This window comes from Roseibium algicola, from assembly GCF_001999245.1.
GTDB classification, from domain to species: domain Bacteria; phylum Pseudomonadota; class Alphaproteobacteria; order Rhizobiales; family Stappiaceae; genus Roseibium; species Roseibium algicola.
The window spans coordinates 3,216,554-3,235,366 of record NZ_CP019630.1 but is presented as its reverse complement, the minus strand read 5'-3'; the positions used below and the strand labels follow the sequence as shown (position 1 = coordinate 3,235,366).

General features: G+C 57.6%; 13 protein-coding genes. 10 read left to right on the top strand and 3 right to left on the bottom strand.

Annotated features, from left to right (window positions below; translation table 11 throughout):
- Positions 1–3: 3 nt before the first annotated feature.
- On the top strand, positions 4–1,626 hold the full coding sequence (locus tag B0E33_RS15100) for a GMC family oxidoreductase (RefSeq protein WP_077291647.1): 1,623 nt from the start codon (positions 4–6) through the stop codon (positions 1,624–1,626).
- An 8-nt stretch (positions 1,627–1,634) separates the two neighbouring features.
- Positions 1,635–2,933, top strand: a complete 1,299-nt coding sequence (locus B0E33_RS15095) for an NAD(P)/FAD-dependent oxidoreductase (protein WP_077291646.1) — start codon at positions 1,635–1,637, stop codon at positions 2,931–2,933.
- A 55-nt stretch (positions 2,934–2,988) separates the two neighbouring features.
- On the opposite strand, the gene B0E33_RS15090 is transcribed toward B0E33_RS15095, so the two are convergent.
- Positions 2,989–3,909 carry a LysR family transcriptional regulator gene (locus B0E33_RS15090; RefSeq protein ID WP_023000089.1) on the bottom strand — a complete coding sequence of 307 codons (921 nt, stop codon included), beginning with the start codon at positions 3,907–3,909 and terminating at the stop codon, positions 2,989–2,991.
- A gap of 167 nt (positions 3,910–4,076) precedes the next feature.
- Here B0E33_RS15090 and B0E33_RS15085 point away from each other — a divergent pair, with 167 nt between their 5' ends.
- From B0E33_RS15085 to mcrC, 8 genes are all read left to right on the top strand, one after another.
- Positions 4,077–4,874: an alpha/beta hydrolase fold domain-containing protein gene (locus tag B0E33_RS15085; protein WP_077291645.1), complete on the top strand. Its 798-nt coding sequence runs from the start codon at positions 4,077–4,079 to the stop codon at positions 4,872–4,874.
- Positions 4,875–4,933: 59 nt separating this feature from the next.
- Positions 4,934–6,124, top strand: a complete 1,191-nt coding sequence (locus B0E33_RS15080) for an efflux RND transporter periplasmic adaptor subunit (protein ID WP_023000087.1) — start codon at positions 4,934–4,936, stop codon at positions 6,122–6,124.
- 123 nt (positions 6,125–6,247) lie between these two features.
- Positions 6,248–9,436, top strand: a complete 3,189-nt coding sequence (locus tag B0E33_RS15075) for an efflux RND transporter permease subunit (protein ID WP_077293343.1) — start codon at positions 6,248–6,250, stop codon at positions 9,434–9,436.
- Positions 9,437–9,797: 361 nt separating this feature from the next.
- Positions 9,798–10,937, top strand: a complete 1,140-nt coding sequence (locus tag B0E33_RS15070; protein ID WP_208997635.1) for a TRAP transporter substrate-binding protein — start codon at positions 9,798–9,800, stop codon at positions 10,935–10,937.
- Between the two features lie 182 nt (positions 10,938–11,119).
- A complete protein-coding gene (locus B0E33_RS15065) occupies positions 11,120–11,695 on the top strand; it encodes a TRAP transporter small permease subunit (protein ID WP_077291643.1) in 576 nt (191 codons plus the stop codon).
- Entirely contained in the window at positions 11,661–13,007 is a 1,347-nt protein-coding gene (locus B0E33_RS15060) for a TRAP transporter large permease (RefSeq protein WP_206051369.1), read from the top strand. Before B0E33_RS15065 ends, B0E33_RS15060 begins: the two co-directional genes overlap by 35 nt.
- Before the next feature lie 862 nt (positions 13,008–13,869).
- Positions 13,870–15,672, top strand: coding sequence for an AAA family ATPase (locus B0E33_RS15055; protein WP_206051368.1), 1,803 nt, complete (start codon positions 13,870–13,872; stop codon positions 15,670–15,672).
- Entirely contained in the window at positions 15,672–16,793 is a 1,122-nt protein-coding gene (mcrC, locus tag B0E33_RS15050; protein ID WP_077291641.1) for a 5-methylcytosine-specific restriction endonuclease system specificity protein McrC, read from the top strand. The genes B0E33_RS15055 and mcrC overlap by 1 nt, the downstream gene beginning before the upstream one ends.
- Positions 16,794–16,943: 150 nt before the next feature.
- Here the strand turns inward: mcrC and B0E33_RS15045 are convergent, their stop codons facing one another.
- Both B0E33_RS15045 and B0E33_RS15040 read right to left on the bottom strand, forming a co-directional pair.
- Positions 16,944–17,303 carry a TA system antitoxin ParD family protein gene (locus tag B0E33_RS15045; RefSeq protein ID WP_077291640.1) on the bottom strand — a complete coding sequence of 120 codons (360 nt, stop codon included), beginning with the start codon at positions 17,301–17,303 and terminating at the stop codon, positions 16,944–16,946.
- Between the two features lie 611 nt (positions 17,304–17,914).
- Positions 17,915–18,808 (bottom strand): M12 family metallopeptidase, encoded by an 894-nt coding sequence (locus B0E33_RS15040; RefSeq protein ID WP_077291639.1) that lies wholly within the window; start codon positions 18,806–18,808, stop codon positions 17,915–17,917.
- Positions 18,809–18,813 lie beyond the last annotated feature (5 nt).

The window sequence follows — 18,813 nt, the reverse complement described above, 5'->3', positions numbered from 1 at the left end:
TTCATGGCGGAGTTCGACTTTGTCATCGTCGGCGCGGGCTCGGCAGGCTCGGTGCTTGCCGACCGGTTGTCGGAAGACGGCAAATACACCGTCTGCCTTCTGGAGGCGGGTGGCTCGGATCTCAATTTCTGGATCTGGATGCCGATCGGCTACGGCAAGGCTTTCTATAACCGGAACATCAACTGGATGTACCACACCGAAGCGGACCCGGGGCTCAACGACCGCTCCGGCTACTGGCCGCGCGGCAAGGTGCTGGGTGGGTCCAGTTCTATCAATGCCATGGTCTATATTCGCGGTCAGCATGCGGATTTCGAGGACTGGAAGGCCCTCGGCAACACCGGCTGGGGCTGGCAGGACGTTCTGCCCTATTTCAAGCGCTCGGAAACCAATTGCAACGGTGCCGACGACTATCGCGGCGGGGATGGCCCCCTTTATGTCTCCTCCATGGACAAGGACGTCCACCCGCTGTGTCAAAACTTCCTGGCAGCCAGCGAGGAAGCCGGCTTCAGCCGTAACCCGGATTTCAATGGCAGAAGCCAGGAAGGTGTCGGCCTCTACCAGATAACCGCGAAAAACGGGTTCCGCATGTCGACGGCCCGTGCCTATCTTTCACGCGCGAAAAAACGTCAGAATGTCTCCATCCTGACCAACGCACACACGACCCGGCTGATCCTTGAAAACGGACGGGCGACCGGTGTCGTCTATAGCCGAGGCGGCACCGAGCAGACCGTGAATGCCCGACGGGAAGTGATCCTCAGTGCAGGTGCCGTCAACTCGCCGCAAATCCTCATGTTGTCCGGCATTGGTGATGGCGCGGAACTGCAGGCCAAGGGCATCACCTCCACCTTGCACAGTCCTGCTGTCGGCAAGAACCTTCAGGACCATCTCGGTCTCGACTATCTCTACCGGTCCAAAGTGCCGACGCTGAACCAGCAGCTTTATCCCTGGTGGGGCAAGCTCGCCCAGGGCATCCGCTATGTCCTGACCCGCAGTGGTCCGCTGTCGCTCAGTGTCAATCAGGCTGGTGGCTTCGTCAGAAGCAATCCGGATTGTGAACGGCCGAACATCCAGCTTTATTTCTCGCCCGTCAGCTACACCAAGGCGCCGAAGGGCAAACGTCCGCTGATGAACCCGGACCCTTTCCCCGGCTTCCTCCTCGGCTTCCAGCCGACACGGCCAACCAGCCGCGGCCATATCTGCCTGCGCTCCACCGATCCGTTCGACATGCCGGAGATCCACCCGAACTCGCTCAGCACCAACCGCGATCTCACGGAGATGATCGAAGGCAGCAAGCTGATGCGCAAGATCGCCGAAAGCCCTGCCATGCAATCGGTTATCGACGAGGAGATCACACCCGGCCCGGGTGTCCAGACCGACGAGGACATGCTGGCGGATGTCCGCAGCCGCTGTTCCACAGTCTTCCACCCTGTCAGCACCTGCCGCATGGGACCGGACGCGGGCGAAAACGTCGTCGACACGCGCCTACGGGTTTACGGGGTCGAAGGGCTTCGGGTCGTCGATGCCTCGATTTTCCCGACGGTCACGTCCGGCAATACCAACGCACCTGCGATCATGGTCGGCGAAAAAGGCGCGGACCTTATCCTGGATGACACACGAGCGGCGTAGGGCACGTAATGAACCAGCCTCTTTTTGCGGACAACTACAAGACGACACCATACTGGCAGGATATCGCGCCCAAACTCGCATTGCCGGATACCGGTTTGCCGGCAGAGGTCGATGTGCTGGTGGTTGGCGGTGGGTACACCGGCCTGAACGCCGCTCTGCAGACCGCCCGTGAAGGCCTCGGCACACTGGTTCTCGACGCGGAAGACCCGGGCTGGGGCTGCAGCATGCGCAATGGCGGCCAGCTTTCGACCAGCCTCAAGCCGTCCTTTTCCAACCTGGCGGGCCGCTACGGCAGGGAGCTGGCCACCCAGCTTTGCGTGGAAGGCCAGGCGTCTCTTGACTACATGCACGCACTTTCAAGGGAAGATGGACTGGAGATGGGCTTACGGGAAACCGGCCGCTTCCACGGCGCCCACAAGCCCCATCTTTACGAGAGCCTTGCCAGAGATTGTGCCGCCGGACACCCCGTGTGGAAGACCGATGCCTTCATGGTGCCGAAAGGCGACATGGCACGGGAGCTTGGGACCGATGCCTATCATGGCGGTATCGTCAATCCGCATCATTGCAGCATCGATGTCAGCAAGTACCATCCTTCACTTTTGAACAAGGTGCAGGCGGAAGGCGCGATGGTGCGCGGCAAGTGCCGGGTGGTGTCGCTTGAACGCGAGACGTCAGGCTTCAAGGTCCTGACAAGCGACGGCTCCCTCAAGGCAGGCAAGGTCATTCTGGCGACCAATGGTTACTCCGGCCCCCTGTCGCCCTGGCTTCAGCGGCGGCTGATCCCGATCGGCTCCTACGTGATCGCGACGGAAGAAATCCCGAGTGAAACGATCGACCGGCTGTTTCCGACGGACCGGGTCCTCTCCGACACCAGAAAACTGGTCTATTACTACCGGCTGTCCCCCGACCGGAAGCGCGTGCTGTTTGGCGGCCGGGTCTCCTTGAGCGAAACGGACCCGCGCAACAGCGCGCTCAAGCTCCACCGCGATATGACAGCCCTCTTTCCGGAACTTGGCTCCGTGCGGATCAGCCATGCCTGGATGGGGTTTGTCGGCTACACCTTCGACACGCTCGCCCATGCTGGCGAAGACAACGGCCTGTTTCACGCAGGCGGCTATTGCGGGTCCGGGGTGGGTATGGCGAGTTATCTCGGCATGCGTATGGGCCAGAAAGCTGCCGGCCGAGAAAAATCACTCTCCGCGTTCGAGAAGATCCCCTTCCCGACACGGCCGCTGTACCAGGGCAATCCGTGGTTCCTGGCACCATCGGTGCTGGTCTACCGGCTGCGGGACAGGTTCGGCATCTGATTGGGGTCAGCCTCGCGGTGGATAGCCTTCTTGCGCTGCACCCCTTGCCAGCATTTCATACCGAAGACTGGGCGGGCGCCGGCACATCGGCAAGCAGGCGCACCAGCCAATCGACAAAAACGCGAACCTTGTTCGAAAGGTGCCGGTTGGGCGGGTAGACGATATAAAGCGGAATGGTGTCGGCGGACCACTCCGTCAGCAGCGGCACGAGGTCCCCGCGCTTCAGCTCTTCCCGCACCATGAAGTCAGGCAGCTGCGCGATACCGTGACCGGCAACGGCCGCCGCCACATAGCTGCGGGCATCGTTGACCGAGCAATGATAGCGTCCGTCGACCAGAATTTCCTCACCGTCCTTGCGGAAGGTGAACGGGTGGGTGCGTCCGGTGGCGGCAACGAAATAATTGACGCAATAGTGGTTCGCCTTCACGTCTGCCGGGGTTTCCGGTGTACCTGCCCGCTCCAGGTAGGACGCTGCCGCGCAAGTGGTCAGGCCGACCTCCGCCACCCGCCGTGCAATCAGCGACTGATCAGCCGGAGCACCACCGCGCAAGGCACAATCAACATTCTCTGCCAGGTAGTCGACTGTCCTGTCGCCGATCCCGAGGTCGATACGGATATCCGGGTATTTTTCGTAAAAACCGCCAAGCTCCGGTATCACGAACCAGTCGGCAAAGGCCCCTGACATTTCCACGCGCAGCCGCCCACCCGGATTGCTCTGGGCCTGGGACAGGCTGGCATCAAGTTCGTCGACCTCCGAAACGATCTGAACGGCCCGCTCATAATAAAGCGCGCCGTCCGTCGTTACGATCACGCGCCGTGTTGTCCGGTTGAGCAATTTGGTCTGCAGATGTTTCTCGAGATTCTGGATCAGGTTGGTAACCGTCGCCTTCGGCATCTGAAGGGAATCGGAGGCTCGGGTGAAATTTCCTGTTTCAACCACCCTCACAAAGGCGCGCATGGCGGAGAGTTGATCCATTTCTGGGCGTCCTGATCAAAAAATAGGCTTATTATTCGAAAATTCGAATAGTGAAACCAATAATACACCCCTTATTCCAGAGTTGGAACAACAATACCTATCGGACATGCAAGAGAGCTGGTGTACCCGGTTCTCCCTCAACCAACAGACACGAAACGGCACTGAAAATGACGTTGCAGATCAAGGATATGACACTCGACAAGGTGGCCATCGGCCCCGTGGCGGCACGTGTCTACCAGGGTGCCGAATACAGCAAGTCGCCGCCAGTCCTCATCTATTTTCACGGCGGCGCTTTTCAAGGCACCGTCCCGCAGGAAAGCGAGTTTGCGCATCTCATTGCCGAAACCGGCGCTATTGTCGTGATGCCGGATTACAATGTACCTCTTGGCAGCGTTTTTCCGAAGCCGCTGGAAACGGGTTTTTCGATCTTCTCCTATCTGGCGAAAAAGCGCGCCGGCCTTGGGAACCGGAAATCCCTGCTTCTTGTCGGCGGCGTCGAGGCTGGCGGCAACATCGCCGCAGCGGTCGCGCTGAAGGCGCGGGATCATTTCGCCGATGAACTTGACGGGCAGATCCTTCTGTCACCCCTGCTTGATCCTTTCATGGGCTCTGCATCGTTTCAGAAGGCCGGCGAGTTCGGCATGAAGGACATCTGGGCCGACGGCTGGAGCCACTATCTCAGCACCGGCATGTGCCACCCCTATGCGGCCCCATGCATGTGCTCACGCCTGACCGGCGTTGCCCCCGCGCTTGTTCTGTCTTCTCAGGACGACCCCCTCAAGGACGAAACACTCGGCTTTGCGACCTGCCTGAAAAATGCAGGCGTTGAAGTTCACCAGCATGTTCTCCCCGCCGGGACAGGCTGGCCATCACTCTACGGCGGAAAGACGGACGAGACCCCATCCTGGCAAGAAACCGTAAGCACGCAATTTTCCGGTTTCGTGCAGTCCGTCAGCGTCCACTGATTTGATATCCAAACCCTTCTGAAGGTTGTGTTTTCAGCAGGGTTTCCAAGGAGAGACCAATGACATCAAGAAGCAAGCGCTGGGCCCTGACGGGCGCCAGTCTGGCAGTTGCTGTCTCTGTTTCAGCCGCTGTCCTCATCATGAACCTACCGGCAAGCAGCCCTGCAACGGCCGCGGGCGGTACAGTCGCCATCCCGGCGGTGCCGGTGACCGTTGCCGAGGTCAAATCCCGCGAAATAACCGTGTGGGAAGATTTCTCCGGCAGGCTCGAAGCCGTTGACCGGGTGCAGATCCGCTCCCGTGTGGCCGGCTCCATTCAATCCGTCGATTTCCGTGAAGGCGCATTGGTGGAAGCAGGTGACCTGCTCTTCACCATTGACCCGGCTCCCTACGAGGCTGCCGTCGCTCAAAGGGAAGGTCAGGTTGAACTTGCGCAAACGCAGCTCAACCTCGCCAAGCTGGAACTGGACCGTGGCAACAAGCTGATCGAAAACCGGACCATCTCCCAAAGCGTCCTCGACCAGCGCCGCAACACCTACGCCGAAGCACAGGCCAACCTCAGAACCGTCAAGGCAGCTCTCAGGTCGGCCAAGCTGGAACTTGGCTACACCAAGGTGCTGGCACCCGTGTCGGGTCGTGTCGGCAAGATCGAGATCACCGTCGGCAATCTCGTTGCCGCGGGCTCCGCATCGCCGGCATTGACAACCCTTGTCTCTGTCGATCCGATCTATGCAAGCTTCAACGCAAGTGAAGACCTGGTCTCGCGGGTTCTGGCCGAGTTGCCGCAGACAGATGCTGCGGTGCCGCCACTGGACATGATCCCCGTCGAAATCGAAACCTCGTCAACCGCCGGACACCCGGTGAAGGGCAAGCTGCAGCTGGTCGATAACCAGGTTGACGCCGTCAGCGGCACCATTGGTGTCAGGGCAGTCTTCGACAATCCGGGCGGCAGGCTGATCCCGGGTCAGTTCGTGCGTATCCGCATGGGTGAGCCAAGGCCGGAACAGAAGGTCCTGATCAGCGAACGCGCCATCGGCACCGACCAGGACAAGAAATATGTCTATGTCGTCGGTGACGACAACAAGGTGGCCTACAGGCCGATCGACCTTGGCAGGACCGCGGAAGGTGCACGTATCGTCGACAGCGGCCTCGAACCGGGTGAACGGATCGTCGTCAACGGCCTGCAGCGGATCCGCTCTGGTGCACTCGTCGATCCTCAGCTCGAAAACGACGTTGCCGCTGCAAACTGAGTGAACAGGTGGAGTGCAAGGCGCTCCACCTCCCCTCTTCAACAATTCAAGTCATGATTGCCGGTGGCGCCGCCACCGGCCGGGGACGTGTTGTCCCGATTTCCGACCGGAAAGGGCCTGGATATGAATATCTCGAGATTCTTCGTCGACCGCCCGGTCTTTGCCGGTGTGCTGTCTGTCCTCATCCTCATCGCCGGCCTGATCGGTCTGCGGGCGCTGCCGATCTCCGAATACCCCGAGGTGGTACCGCCATCGATCGTCGTGCGCGCCGCCTATCCGGGGGCGAACCCGAAGGTCATTGCCGAGACGGTGGCAACGCCGCTGGAAGAACAGATCAACGGTGTCGAGGGCATGCTCTACATGTCCAGCCAGGCGACCTCTGACGGCGTCATGACCCTCACGGTCACGTTCGAGCTCGGCACTGATCCCGACCAGGCCCAGCAGCTTGTTCAGAACCGTGTTTCGCAAGCCGAACCCCGTCTTCCGGCGGAAGTACGAAGCCTTGGCATAACCACGGTGAAAAGTTCACCCGATCTGATGATGGTCGTGAACCTGACCTCGCCGGACAATCGCTACGACATCACCTACCTGCGCAACTATGCCGTCCTCAACATCAAGGACCGGCTGGCCCGCCTGCAGGGTGTCGGCCAGGTGCAGGTGTTCGGTTCCGGCGATTACTCCATGCGTGTGTGGGTCGACCCTCAAAAGGCGGCCGGCCATAACCTGGCAGCCAGCGACATCACCAACGCCATTCGTCAACAGAACGTGCAGGCCGCAGCCGGCATTATCGGCGCTTCGCCAAACCTGAAGGGTGTCGACGTTCAGCTCAGCGTCAATGCGCAAGGTCGTCTTCAGACACCGGAAGAGTTCGGCAACATCATTGTCCGTACCGGTAAAAACGGTGAGGTCACCCGGTTGCGCGACGTTGCCCGGATCGAGCTCGGTGCAGCTGATTATTCCCTGCGCTCCCTGCTCGACGGCAAACCGGCCGTCGCCATTCCTGTGTTCCAGGCACCTGGCTCCAACGCAATTGCGATCTCCGACGCAGTGGTCGAGACCATGAACGACCTTCAGGTCGCCATGCCTGACGGCGTCAAATACGAGATCGTCTACGACACCACAAAGTTTGTGCGATCCTCCATCGAGAAGGTGGTCGACACGCTGTTGGAAGCCGTGGTGCTTGTGGTCCTCGTCGTGATCCTGTTCCTGCAGACATGGCGCGCATCGATCATTCCGCTGATCGCCGTGCCCGTGTCGATCATCGGCACCTTCGGCGTCATGTATGTTTTCGGCTTTTCCATCAACGCTCTCAGCCTCTTCGGACTGGTTCTCGCCATCGGCATCGTGGTCGATGACGCGATCGTGGTCGTTGAAAACGTCGAACGAAACATCGAAAACGGGCTGAACCCGCGCCAGGCAACCTACAAGGCCATGAAGGAAGTCTCCGGACCGATCATCGCCATTGCACTGGTGCTTGTGGCGGTGTTTGTCCCGCTGGCCTTCATCACCGGCCTTTCGGGTCAGTTCTATCGCCAGTTCGCACTGACGATCGCAATCTCGACTGTCATCTCGGCCATCAACTCGCTCACTCTGTCCCCGGCCCTGGCCGCCCTTCTCCTGAAGGATCACCATGCGCCCAAGGACTGGCTGACACGTTCGATGGACTTCCTTTTCGGCTGGTTCTTCAAGGGCTTCAACCGGGCCTTCGGCGCCGGGTCAAACGCCTATGGCAAGAGCGTCGGCGGCCTGTTGTCCCGCAAGACCATCGTCATGGTGGTCTACATGGCACTTGCAGGGGCAACCTACAGCCTCTTCACAACAGTCCCCGGCGGCTTCGTGCCGGCACAGGACAAACAGTATCTGATTGGCTTTGCCCAGCTCCCCGACGCTGCCACGCTGGACCGGACCGAAGACGTCATCCGCCGGATGAGCGAGATCGCCATGGAACAGGAAGGTGTCGAACACGCCATCGCCTTCCCGGGCCTGTCGATCAACGGCTTCACCAACTCTTCCAACGCGGGCATCGTCTTTGCCACCCTGACGGATTTCGAGGAACGCAAGTCTCCGGAATTGTCCGGCGACGCCATTGCGATGCAGCTGAACCAGAAGTTCGGCACGATCCAGGACGCGTTTATCGCCATGTTCTCGCCGCCGCCTGTTCAGGGCCTTGGCACCACCGGCGGGTTCAAACTGCAGATCGAGGACCGGGCAGGTCTCGGCTACCAGGCACTTGACGCGGCCAACAAGGCCTTCCTGGCGAAAGCCTATCAGACGCCGGAACTGGCTGGATTGTTCTCCAGTTTCCAGATCAATGTGCCCCAGCTTTATGCGGATCTTGATCGCACCAAGGCGGAACAGCTCGGCGTATCGGTAACGGACGTATTCGAGACGCTGCAGATCTACCTGGGTTCACTTTATGTCAACGACTTCAATGCCTTCGGTCGCACTTACAGTGTCCGGGTGCAGGCGGACGCCCAGTACCGGGCGCATGCCGACGATATCGGCAAGTTGAAGGTCCGCTCTGCCACCGGCCAGATGATCCCGCTCTCCGCCCTGTTGAAGGTGGAGGCCACCACCGGGCCGGAACGGGCAACCCGCTACAACGGTTTCCTTGCGGCTGACATCAATGGTGGCCCGGCTCCCGGGTTTTCCTCCGGCCAGGCCCAGGCAGCGGTCGAGCGGATTGCGGAAGAAACCCTGCCCAAAGGCATTGCCTTTGAGTGGACAGACCTGACCTACCAGCAGATCCTTGCCGGCAGCTCCGGGTTCCTGGTCTTCCCTCTGGCCCTGCTTCTGGTCTACCTGGTGCTTGCCGCCCAGTATGAAAGCCTGATGCTTCCGGTGGCGATCGTCATGATCGTACCGATGGGTGTCCTTGCCGCCCTGACCGGCGTCTGGCTGACCCATGGCGACAACAACATCTTCACCCAGATCGGGTTGGTGGTGCTGGTCGGGCTTTCGGCGAAAAACGCGATCCTGATCGTGGAATTCGCAAGGGAACTGGAATTTGAAGGCCGAACGCCGGTTGAAGCGGCAGTCGAAGCCAGCCGCTTACGTCTGCGCCCGATCCTGATGACCTCGATGGCCTTCATCATGGGTGTGGTTCCGCTGGTGCTTTCCACCGGCGCCGGTGCGGAAATGCGAGCCGCGATGGGCATCGCGGTCTTCTCCGGCATGATCGGCGTGACCTTCTTCGGGATCTTCATGACGCCGGTGTTCTACGTGCTGGTCCGCAAGCTCTCGGGCAATCGCCCGCTTGCACAACACGAGGAACCAGCAGAGCAGCCGCAAGCTCAGAACACGGCCGCTTGAACCTGGACCAAATGACAAGAAAAACGCCCTGGAAGCATTCGTTTCCAGGGCGTTTTGTACTTGGGCAGCCCTTCACCGGCGTGGAGAGTGCGACCAGCTGGCATCGGTGTCGACTGCACGCACGCTCCATGCGATCAAGGTAAGATCTGAACGCCTCCCCCGATACCCCCCGTCACGCAAGGTCGCCGCACTCAGAACACCCCTCACATCCCTGAGATGCAATGCCGGCAACGACACCCAAATTGCGGGTTCCCGCAAATGGATTGCGTGAATTAACCTGTCATATTTGGTTTCTGGCCGCGTAACGTGACGTGCTTGGCGTTGGCTAGCCAACTTGTGGCGATGTATGTGGGAGGAAAACATGCAATCGAATAATTATCACGAAGACACGAAAGCGCTGCGCGGCGGTGTGCAATTTCAACACCTTGCAGCACGCATCAAACAATCTGTGACTGTGGAAAGACGTTTTGCGCGTCTTTCGTCGCTGAAGACCGGAATTCTAACAAGCTTGTTTGCCCTGTCGGTCTTTTCAGCACCGACCGCCGCAACAGCCGCCGACTACAACTGGACCTTCCAGACCTCGGAAACGGCTGGTGAACCCGGATTCATCAACAAGCAGAAGTGGGCTGAAAACGTCGAGAAAATGTCCGGCGGGCGGATTGAGATCGAGATATTGCCGATTGGTGCCGTTGTCCCGCATACCGATACGCTTGACGCCGTTGGCTCCGGTATTCTTCAGGGGCATCTGACCGATCCGAGCTATTTCGCCGGCAAGGATCCCGCTTTCGCGATGATGGGCAACCTGGTCGGTGCCTGGAGCGATCCGTTCGAATTGATCGGGTTCATGCAATCCGGTGGCGGTCACGAGCTTTACGCCGAATTGGTCGAGCCCTATGGCGTCCATTTCATCGGAGCGGCAGCAACTGAGCCGGAAGCTTTCGTCTCCAGTGTTCCGATCCGCTCCGTGGAAGACCTGAAGGGCGTCAAGATGCGTGCGCCGGAAGGCATGGTCTACGAAATCTTCTCCAAGGCAGGTGCCTCTCCGGTTGCACTTCCCGGTTCAGAGGTCTTCACGGCTCTCGACAAGGGCGTTGTCCAGGCGGCCGATTACACGGTTTTTGCAACCAACCAGTCGCAGGGCATGAACGACGTTGCCCACTATCCGCTGTATCCGGGCTTTCATTCCCTGCCGCTGATCGACATTTCGATGACCAAATCAATCTGGGATGAACTTCCGGACGACCTGAAGGCCGTCCTGAACGCCTCCGTTGACCAGTTCATTTTCGATCACGTTTATTCCGTACGCAAACTCGATGCGGCCGCAGTCGAGGAAGCCAAGGCAAACCCCGAGATCGAAATTGTCAACTGGTCAGGCGACGAGCGAGCGAAGTTCCGCAGGATCGCGCAGCAGGAATGGGAAAACTGGGCCGGCAAGAACGACCTCACCCAACGCTACTACGATGCGGTGGTCGCTTATCTGAAGGGCCGGAACCAGCTCTGATCTGACCAACGTTCCGTTGACGCAGCCGCACCCGGACCGAAAGGTTTGGGTGCGGCCTGACCTTGTTTCTATCTGTCCATAACGGGTGAAACGAGATGCCGGTGCGTGGCCGTCAGCCAAGACTGATTGGCCATCCCCTATTTCCACAACAGCTTGCCAACTGCGCGACGGGAGAAGAATCCATGCCGGACAATCCGGATGTGAGTGACCTGGAGGACAATGGCCAGGCGAACCTGCGAACCGGCCTCGACCGGTTCATTGCCGGGTCCGCGAAGCTCTTTGCCTGGGCTATCTTTCTGGCGTTTGCCATCAGCGTATATGAGGTTATCGCCCGTTACGTTTTTGATAGTCCGACGTATTGGGCTCACGAGAGCACGACCTTCCTCATAGCAGCCATCTTCCTGATTGGCGGCCCCGTAGCGCTCGCTCGCGACAAGCATATTCGCGTGCGCATGATTTATGACTCGGTTTCACCCCGGGTGCGTCGATGGCTGGATATCGTCAATTCTTTGATCGCGATGATCTTCTTTGCAGGACTGGGATACGCAGGCGCGACAATGGCTTGGAAGGCTACCCACCGACCCAACGGCGATATCCATCTGGAGGGCACTGGTACGGCGTGGAACCCGCCAACACCGGCACTGCTGAAAATCATTATTCTGATCTGCGTTTGCCTGATGTTCGTTCAGACCCTGATGCACCTGATCAAGACGATCCGCGGCGATGACGCTGCCTACAATGAACGCGGAGGCCGATGACATGGGCCTCAACGTTCTGGGTATTGAATACGGTACAATTCTGCTCGTTGGCAGCATCTTCGTGTTGTTGCTTACAGGTCAGCCTCTCGCCTGGGTGACGGGGCTCGTAGCCCTGGTTTTCACGTTCGGCTGGTTCGGAGGAAATGCGTTACCGCTGGTTACGGCTCGCATCTTCGGCTTCATTACGGAATATTCCCTCGTCGCCATTCCGATGTTCATCCTGATGGCGGCGCTCCTCGACAGATCAGGCATCGCAAAGGACCTCTTCAACGGAATGAGGGTTCTTGCCGGACGGTTGCCAGGTGGTGTCGCTGTTCAAACGCTGATCGTCGCCACCCTGATGGCCGCCATGTCCGGCGTCATCGGTGGTGAGATTGTTCTACTGGGAATTCTGGCCTTGCCCCAGATGCTGCGGCTTGGATATGACCGTGACCTGTCAATCGGGGTCGTTTGCGCAGGTGGTTCGCTTGGGACCATGATGCCGCCCTCGATCGTTCTGATCATTTACGGGCTGGTGGCAAGTGTTTCCATTGCCGACCTCTTCGTTGCGGCAGTCACACCTGCCCTGATGCTGCTCGGCTGCTATATCGCTTATGTTCTTGTCCGCTGTTTCCGAAACCCGGACCTCGGGCCACCAATTTCCGCGGAAGAACGAGCCGAAGAAACAATAGGAAGTGCGATCCGGTCCCTGATCGCCCCGGTCTTCATCGTGGTAGCGGTTCTGGGTTCCATATATGGAGGCATCGCCTCTATCACCGAAGCAGCTGCACTCGGGGTCTCGTCAGTGCTCATCATCGCACTGCTTCGCAGGGAACTTAACGTCCGTATGCTTCAGGACAGTCTGGTCCACACGCTGGAAACCTGCGGCATGATCATCTGGATCGGGATCGCCGCAGCCGTGCTCGTCGGTGTCTACAACCTGATGGGGGGCAACCGCTTCGTTTCCGCGGTCATGCTTGGTCTCGACGCGTCGCCGGTGGCCGTCATTCTGATCATGATGGCAATCCTGCTTGTGCTGGGCATGTTCCTGGACTGGATCGGGATCGCCCTTCTGACCTTGCCCATCTTCGTTCCGATCGTCGTTCAGCTGGGATATGATCCGATCTGGTTCGGCATCCTGTTTGCCGTCAACATGCAGGTCTCCTACCTGACGCCCCCCTTCGGTCCGGCGGCCTTCTACTTGAAAAGCGTGGCGCCACCGAACATTACGCTCGGCAACATTTACGGAGCTCTGCTTCCGTTTATCGTGCTGCAGCTCTTTGTTCTCGCAATCTTGCTGTTCTTCCCTGGCATCGCGACCTGGATGCTGTAACTCAAAGGCGTGTCGTGTTCTTTCAATTGGATGCGGCACGCCATTACACCTGAAGGCTTCTTTGCCTTTTCATCAGGCTTGCTGATCCGCGTTACAGGGGACATCATCGCGCTTTCCCCGCCTTTGATTGTTGAGGACGGTATGATTGAGGAGGTGGCGTCGACGTTGGGCGGTGTTTTGTTTTCGACGGCTTAGGTTTGGTTTTTGGATCAGAGATACCCGGAGCCCCTGCCAGTAATGTTGGCGGGGCTTTTGGATTTTTGGAGCGGATTAGGTTTGTTTCCAGCGTTTCATTTGGGCTTTGCCGTTCGGGTGTCCCTGGAACGGTGCCGGTCGAGTTGCGTTAGGCAACAAAAAAACCCCGGTCAGTTTTTCTGCCGGGGTTATTTGTTTGTTTTGGTATTTGGCTTTGAGAGTTTTTGTCCCACTGCGTCGGGCATAGCCCTCCTTGCGGGCCCCTGGTCAGTTTAAAATCTGTATCCGCTACCAACAAAAAACCCGGCGCGAGGCCGGGTTATTTGTTGGTTGCGGGAGCAGGATTTGAACCTGCGACCTTCAGGTTATGAGTAATGTTCCCTCAGGCGAAAACCGTGGAATTCCGCGGTTTTCGCTACTCTCCTTTGCCGTTCATTACCCCCTTTTCATACCATTTGCTGAGCGATAGCTGTGCGGGAACATGGGTCACCATTGGCAGGAGCCCAAACAGAGTTCCGAGCATATCAAGAGCTGCATTTTGCCAAAGCCGGCGTCAATGTGCGGTGGCCTCTGTGTCCTTCGAAGGCGACGGATTTAGCCAAACTTGCGATCCAACTGTCGTTTGCGCTTAATGATCACCCTTCACAAAACGCATACGAGGTCGTTCGTGAGCCTATTTGAACGAAAGATTGACGGTGCCCCTCAGTTCGCCAGCTACTTTGCACCGGTTCTCGAAGTGTTGCGTGACTTTGGCGGCCAGGCAAAGCCCAAGGATGTCGTCGATGAGATCGCAAAACGCCATAACGTGCCAGAAGATTTCCTAAACCAGACGAACAAAAACGGACAGCCGAAATTCAACAACAAGGTCGCTTGGGCGCGGTTCTACCTAACGAAGGCTGGGTTCTTGTACTCGCCCAAGCGTGGAGTTTGGGCTCTCACGGAAGCAGGAAAGTCAGTCGAAATATCCGACGACCGGGCCGTCGACATTTTCCGCCAAGCGCAGTCCGCTTTCAAGGCTGACGAAGAAGAGGATCAGGCACCAGAGGGCGAGATCGTTGCGGATGGCGTGAATTACTGGTTCGTGGGGGCGGTATGGGATGAAGTCGATCAGACATCACGGTTTCTGAATGAAAACATTTGGCAAAGTGGCCACGAAGAGAAGTTCTCCAACCTTGTGCGGCAGATGAAACAAGGTGACAGAATTGCTATCAAATCCACTTATACGCGCAAGCATGATGTTCCATTTGAGAACCGTGGACGCAATGTCAGTACCATGCTCATAAAGGCGGTGGGGACGATCACCGGCCAACGCGGAGATGGAAGAACAGTCGATGTCGAGTGGGAAGAACTCGACCCGCCGAGGGAGTGGTTCTTTTACACCTATCGCACGACAATCGCGCGCGCGAAATTCGAAGACGACGACATGGCTCGTCAACTCGTTGCCTTCGCTTTCGAGGGGGAAGATCAAAACCTTTCGCGGTTCCTTACCTATCCCGTATGGGCAAAAAAGTATGCCGAAGACATTGAGCCACTTACAGCAATCGAGGAGGAAGAGCAGTCCGAAAGCGAAACCGACTCTCCGCCGCTCGAACCATATGGAATAGAGGACATTATAGCCGATGGCGGTTTCATCTCGAGGGCGGACTTGGCAAATATGGTGTCACGGCTCGAGACGAAGAAGAACCTGATCCTCCAGGGACCACCCGGGACCGGCAAAACATGGCTCGCCAAACGCCTCGCTCGAGCTCTGATCGGCCGCCGTACACCGAAGCCCGAGCAACTGAGATCTGTCCAGTTCCACCCCTCCTTGTCCTATGAGGACTTTGTCCGCGGCTATCGGCCCAGCTCAAACGGTCTCGAGATCACCGACGGAGTTTTCCTTCAGGCGGTCGAGGCCGCGCGCGCACAGCCCGATATCGCCCATGTTCTTATCATCGAGGAAATCAATCGCGGCAACCCGGCGCAAGTATTCGGCGAAATGCTCACCTTGCTTGAGAACACCAAACGAAGTCGCGCTGATGCGATCGAGCTTGCCTATCGCAAGCAAGCCGGGGAGCGAGTGCATGTACCGGATAACCTCTACATCGTCGGCACGATGAATATCGCTGACCGATCACTTGCGCTTGTCGATCTGGCTTTACGGCGCCGGTTCGCCTTTGTCACACTGAAACCGACGATGAACGACTTGTGGGCGGCCTGGTGCGCGGATCGTGGATTGGACGGCGAATTGCTTGAGCTGATCCGAATTCGAATGGAGGCGCTGAACGAGGAGATCTCTTCCGATCGAACACTCGGACCACAGTTTCGAATCGGACATTCTTACGTAACGCCGACCGAGCCGCTGGGGGACGCAAGAGCATGGTTTCGAGATGTGATCGAGACTGAAATTGGCCCGTTGCTCGAGGAATATTGGTTTGACGCGCCTGAACGCGCAGCAGAAGCCATGTCAAGGCTCCGGGATGGGCTCTGATGGCGGGCGAAATCCCTCTCCGCAACATCTGGCTTCTGTTTCTGTATGCGGCGGATCTCGTTCAATACAAAAACTCCTTCGAGCGCGACGTCGAAGCCGCACGGGATCTACCGGATCTGGTTGGGCGACTGATCGCACATGTGGTGGAACAACGGCTCCGTCGCAATCTCAGTCGAGGGTACCGGACCCGAGCAGCCGTCCTACCGCGTGTCCGGGGCCGGATTGACATGCTTGCAACCGAGACTGGCCAGTTGATGGAACGCGGACAAGTCGCGTGTCAGTTTCAAGAACACGTAATGGACACGCCCCGGAACAGAATGGTCCGCGCGGCGCTGGATCGTCTTGCCGCACGGATTTCAGAGCCCGAGACGGCGCATCGCTGCCGCAGTCTTGCCGCTGATTTCTCGCGTGTCGGAGTAGCGAACAAGCGACCGTCTCGCGCCGAACTCGGCCTCGATCAGATTGGGCGCAATGAACGCACTGACCGCATGATGGTCGCACTTGCACGTATGGTCTTCGACGATACAATTCCGACGGAAACCATGGGATCAACATTCCAACCTGGAACAGATGCCTCTGAACACTTGATCCGGCGTCTTTTCGAGCGTGCTGTCGGCAACGCACTCCGCCTTGAGTTGGAACCTCAAGGCTGGCGCATCGCTCAAGGCCGCCGCATTGACTGGCCCGTCGACGTGTCGACACTTGGGATGCCTCCAATCCTTCCGGGCATGCAGACAGACATTGAACTGAACAATCCGGCGACTGGCCGCCGCATCATAATCGACACGAAATTCACTCGAATTCTGACCTCGTCAAACTTTCGTGGAGAGATATTGAAAAGCGGCTATCTCTATCAAATCTACGCTTACCTCCGAACGCAAGAACGGAACTCGGATCCGCCGAGCCTGACAGCGGAGGGTATCCTGCTCCATCCTCAAGTTGGGGGCGCTGTCGATGAGACGATGATTGTTCAAGGGCATCAGATTTCCGTTCGCACTATTGACCTAACAGCGGATGCGTCAGAGTTCGAAGCTTCGCTGAGGCAATTGGTTCGCCTCGCAAATAGCACTTCCCTGCGGAACGAAAGCGTCGGTGGGGAGATCGCCCAACTTCTATTCTAAAGGTGGGCGTATGGTAAAAAGCCAAACCGCCCTCTTGTTCCTGCGGGACTTTCGGGTTTCGGACATGCTTCAAAGATCTGAAGCAAGTAAAAACTGCGACTTCCCGTCCTGTGAAGATATGCGCGTAAATCGTCCGCGTTAATGTCGAACTCATTTTTCGGGTCGAAAGTCCGTGCGGACGTTGTTACCGGAAGCATCAAGCCTGCAAGCATTGCCGTTCTTGCGCAGCTCGGCGTAGTAGGCTTCCTCATCGGGACCGGGTTCCGAAATCTTCTCCAGGAACCTCTCCGACCAGACCGCCTTTTCCTCTGCGGTGAGGGTGCTGGTCTCCATCTCGCCCGAGAGCACTCGACATATTTTGGCTTGGTCGAATCTGCCGAACCTCTCGATGGCACGACCAACCCGCGCCCAGTGCATAATCTGACCAGCGACCGACCGACTATGGAGTTCGGCCATGACGCGCGCGTCATCAACGAACGTGTCGTCGGTGAATTTAACAGATTTGGCCATCAGCCACCTCCTCAACCTAAACCTGGCGTTACGCCACTTCATCGTCAAGGTGGATACGCCAGTAACAGAACAAGACCAGGGGCTACTTCATCAATTTCAAAAAAGTTGAGCTACCGTATGGCAGGTTACGCGAAACCTGACCGGGAAGAGACTTCGGTTCGCAACAATTCGGATGGAGTGGAGAGCTGCGATCGCGTTCTCTCGTTTGTTCTTCGCCAAGCGAGTAACCACTTTGCGCCGCCATTTCTGCCGTTCGTGCAAATACTGCCTTTACCTAGAGACCGACATTCAGGCTGATGCGAACTCGATCGCTGTAATGCGCCTTCGTTTATCGCCTTCCAAAGGCGCCCCATCTTTTCCCACAAGCTGCGGTAGATCTGGCATGCAATTTCTGCAAACTGGTATGTTAACTTCTTAGTTCCAACTGGATGGCAGATCAGATAAGAGAAGCCACTGGCTGACACTTCAGCAGCAAGTCAATTCCCAACCAATGGCGCAACGGTTTTACTCGATTTGCGGATATCTACCGATATCGCGCAATAGCTGACCGTCCGCACTATGTCGATGTCGCAGGGTGAAGCAGCTCTATGACTATGGGAAGCCGAAAGTTGTTATGGCACGTCTTTGTATAGCTCATTCACCGTATAGATATCGATCGGAGAGAGGCCGAATATTTTTGAGCCAATCTGGCTGGGTTGAATAAGCAACTCCTCAACCCGTTTGCGCCCCCGCTCGGTTAAGTCCATACACGCAAGCTCATAATCATCTGGCTTCGGTTCTGATGTAACGCATGTTTCAAAATTTTTGACGAGACGGTAGTGCATGATCGATTTCAGGTCATGCTCTCCTACGTTTCGGCCATACGTATAGACACGGTAAAAGATCCCGGACTGAAATTCGCATTCTTCCTGCCGGTCGCTTGCACACATTCGTCCCGACTGTCCGATTGCTGCATTTGCTGTACTGCCGGGAAACATTACCTTCAGAAATATATCGCGGTCGGTACGTTGCTGCTCGTGGAGCAATCCCACGGCGTGACCCGTCTCGTGCAAGACGGTCATGCCGAGGATCGATCCCATATTTCGCACGCATTCGTTTCCAATGACGACAGGATGAGGGCTATTGGTTCCAGTAAACCCAGCCTCGGTGAAACACCATCTAGGCCATTTGCCAGTCTCTAAGTTGCTGTCGTCCTCTTGCGCCAAGTAGAGCAAATACGGCTTCGCCCCGGACTTGTCTCGCGGCACCAGCTTGACCGTTATCGCCGAGGCATTCCAATCGGAGATTGCCTTGAGGATGACATCAGGTTTTGCAAGGCATTGCACCTTGGTACAAAAATATGGCACCCCATTGCGGCAATCGCAAACCGCGTAGGGGATCTGTTTAGAGGGCCATAATTTGTCCGCTTCCACGCCGGCGCCTGCACGCGCTTGTGCATTTAGCGTGGCAGCGATGAACAAGGTGCTCAATATAAATGCTACAAGCTCGCGTGCCACAAAGTTCATTTCAG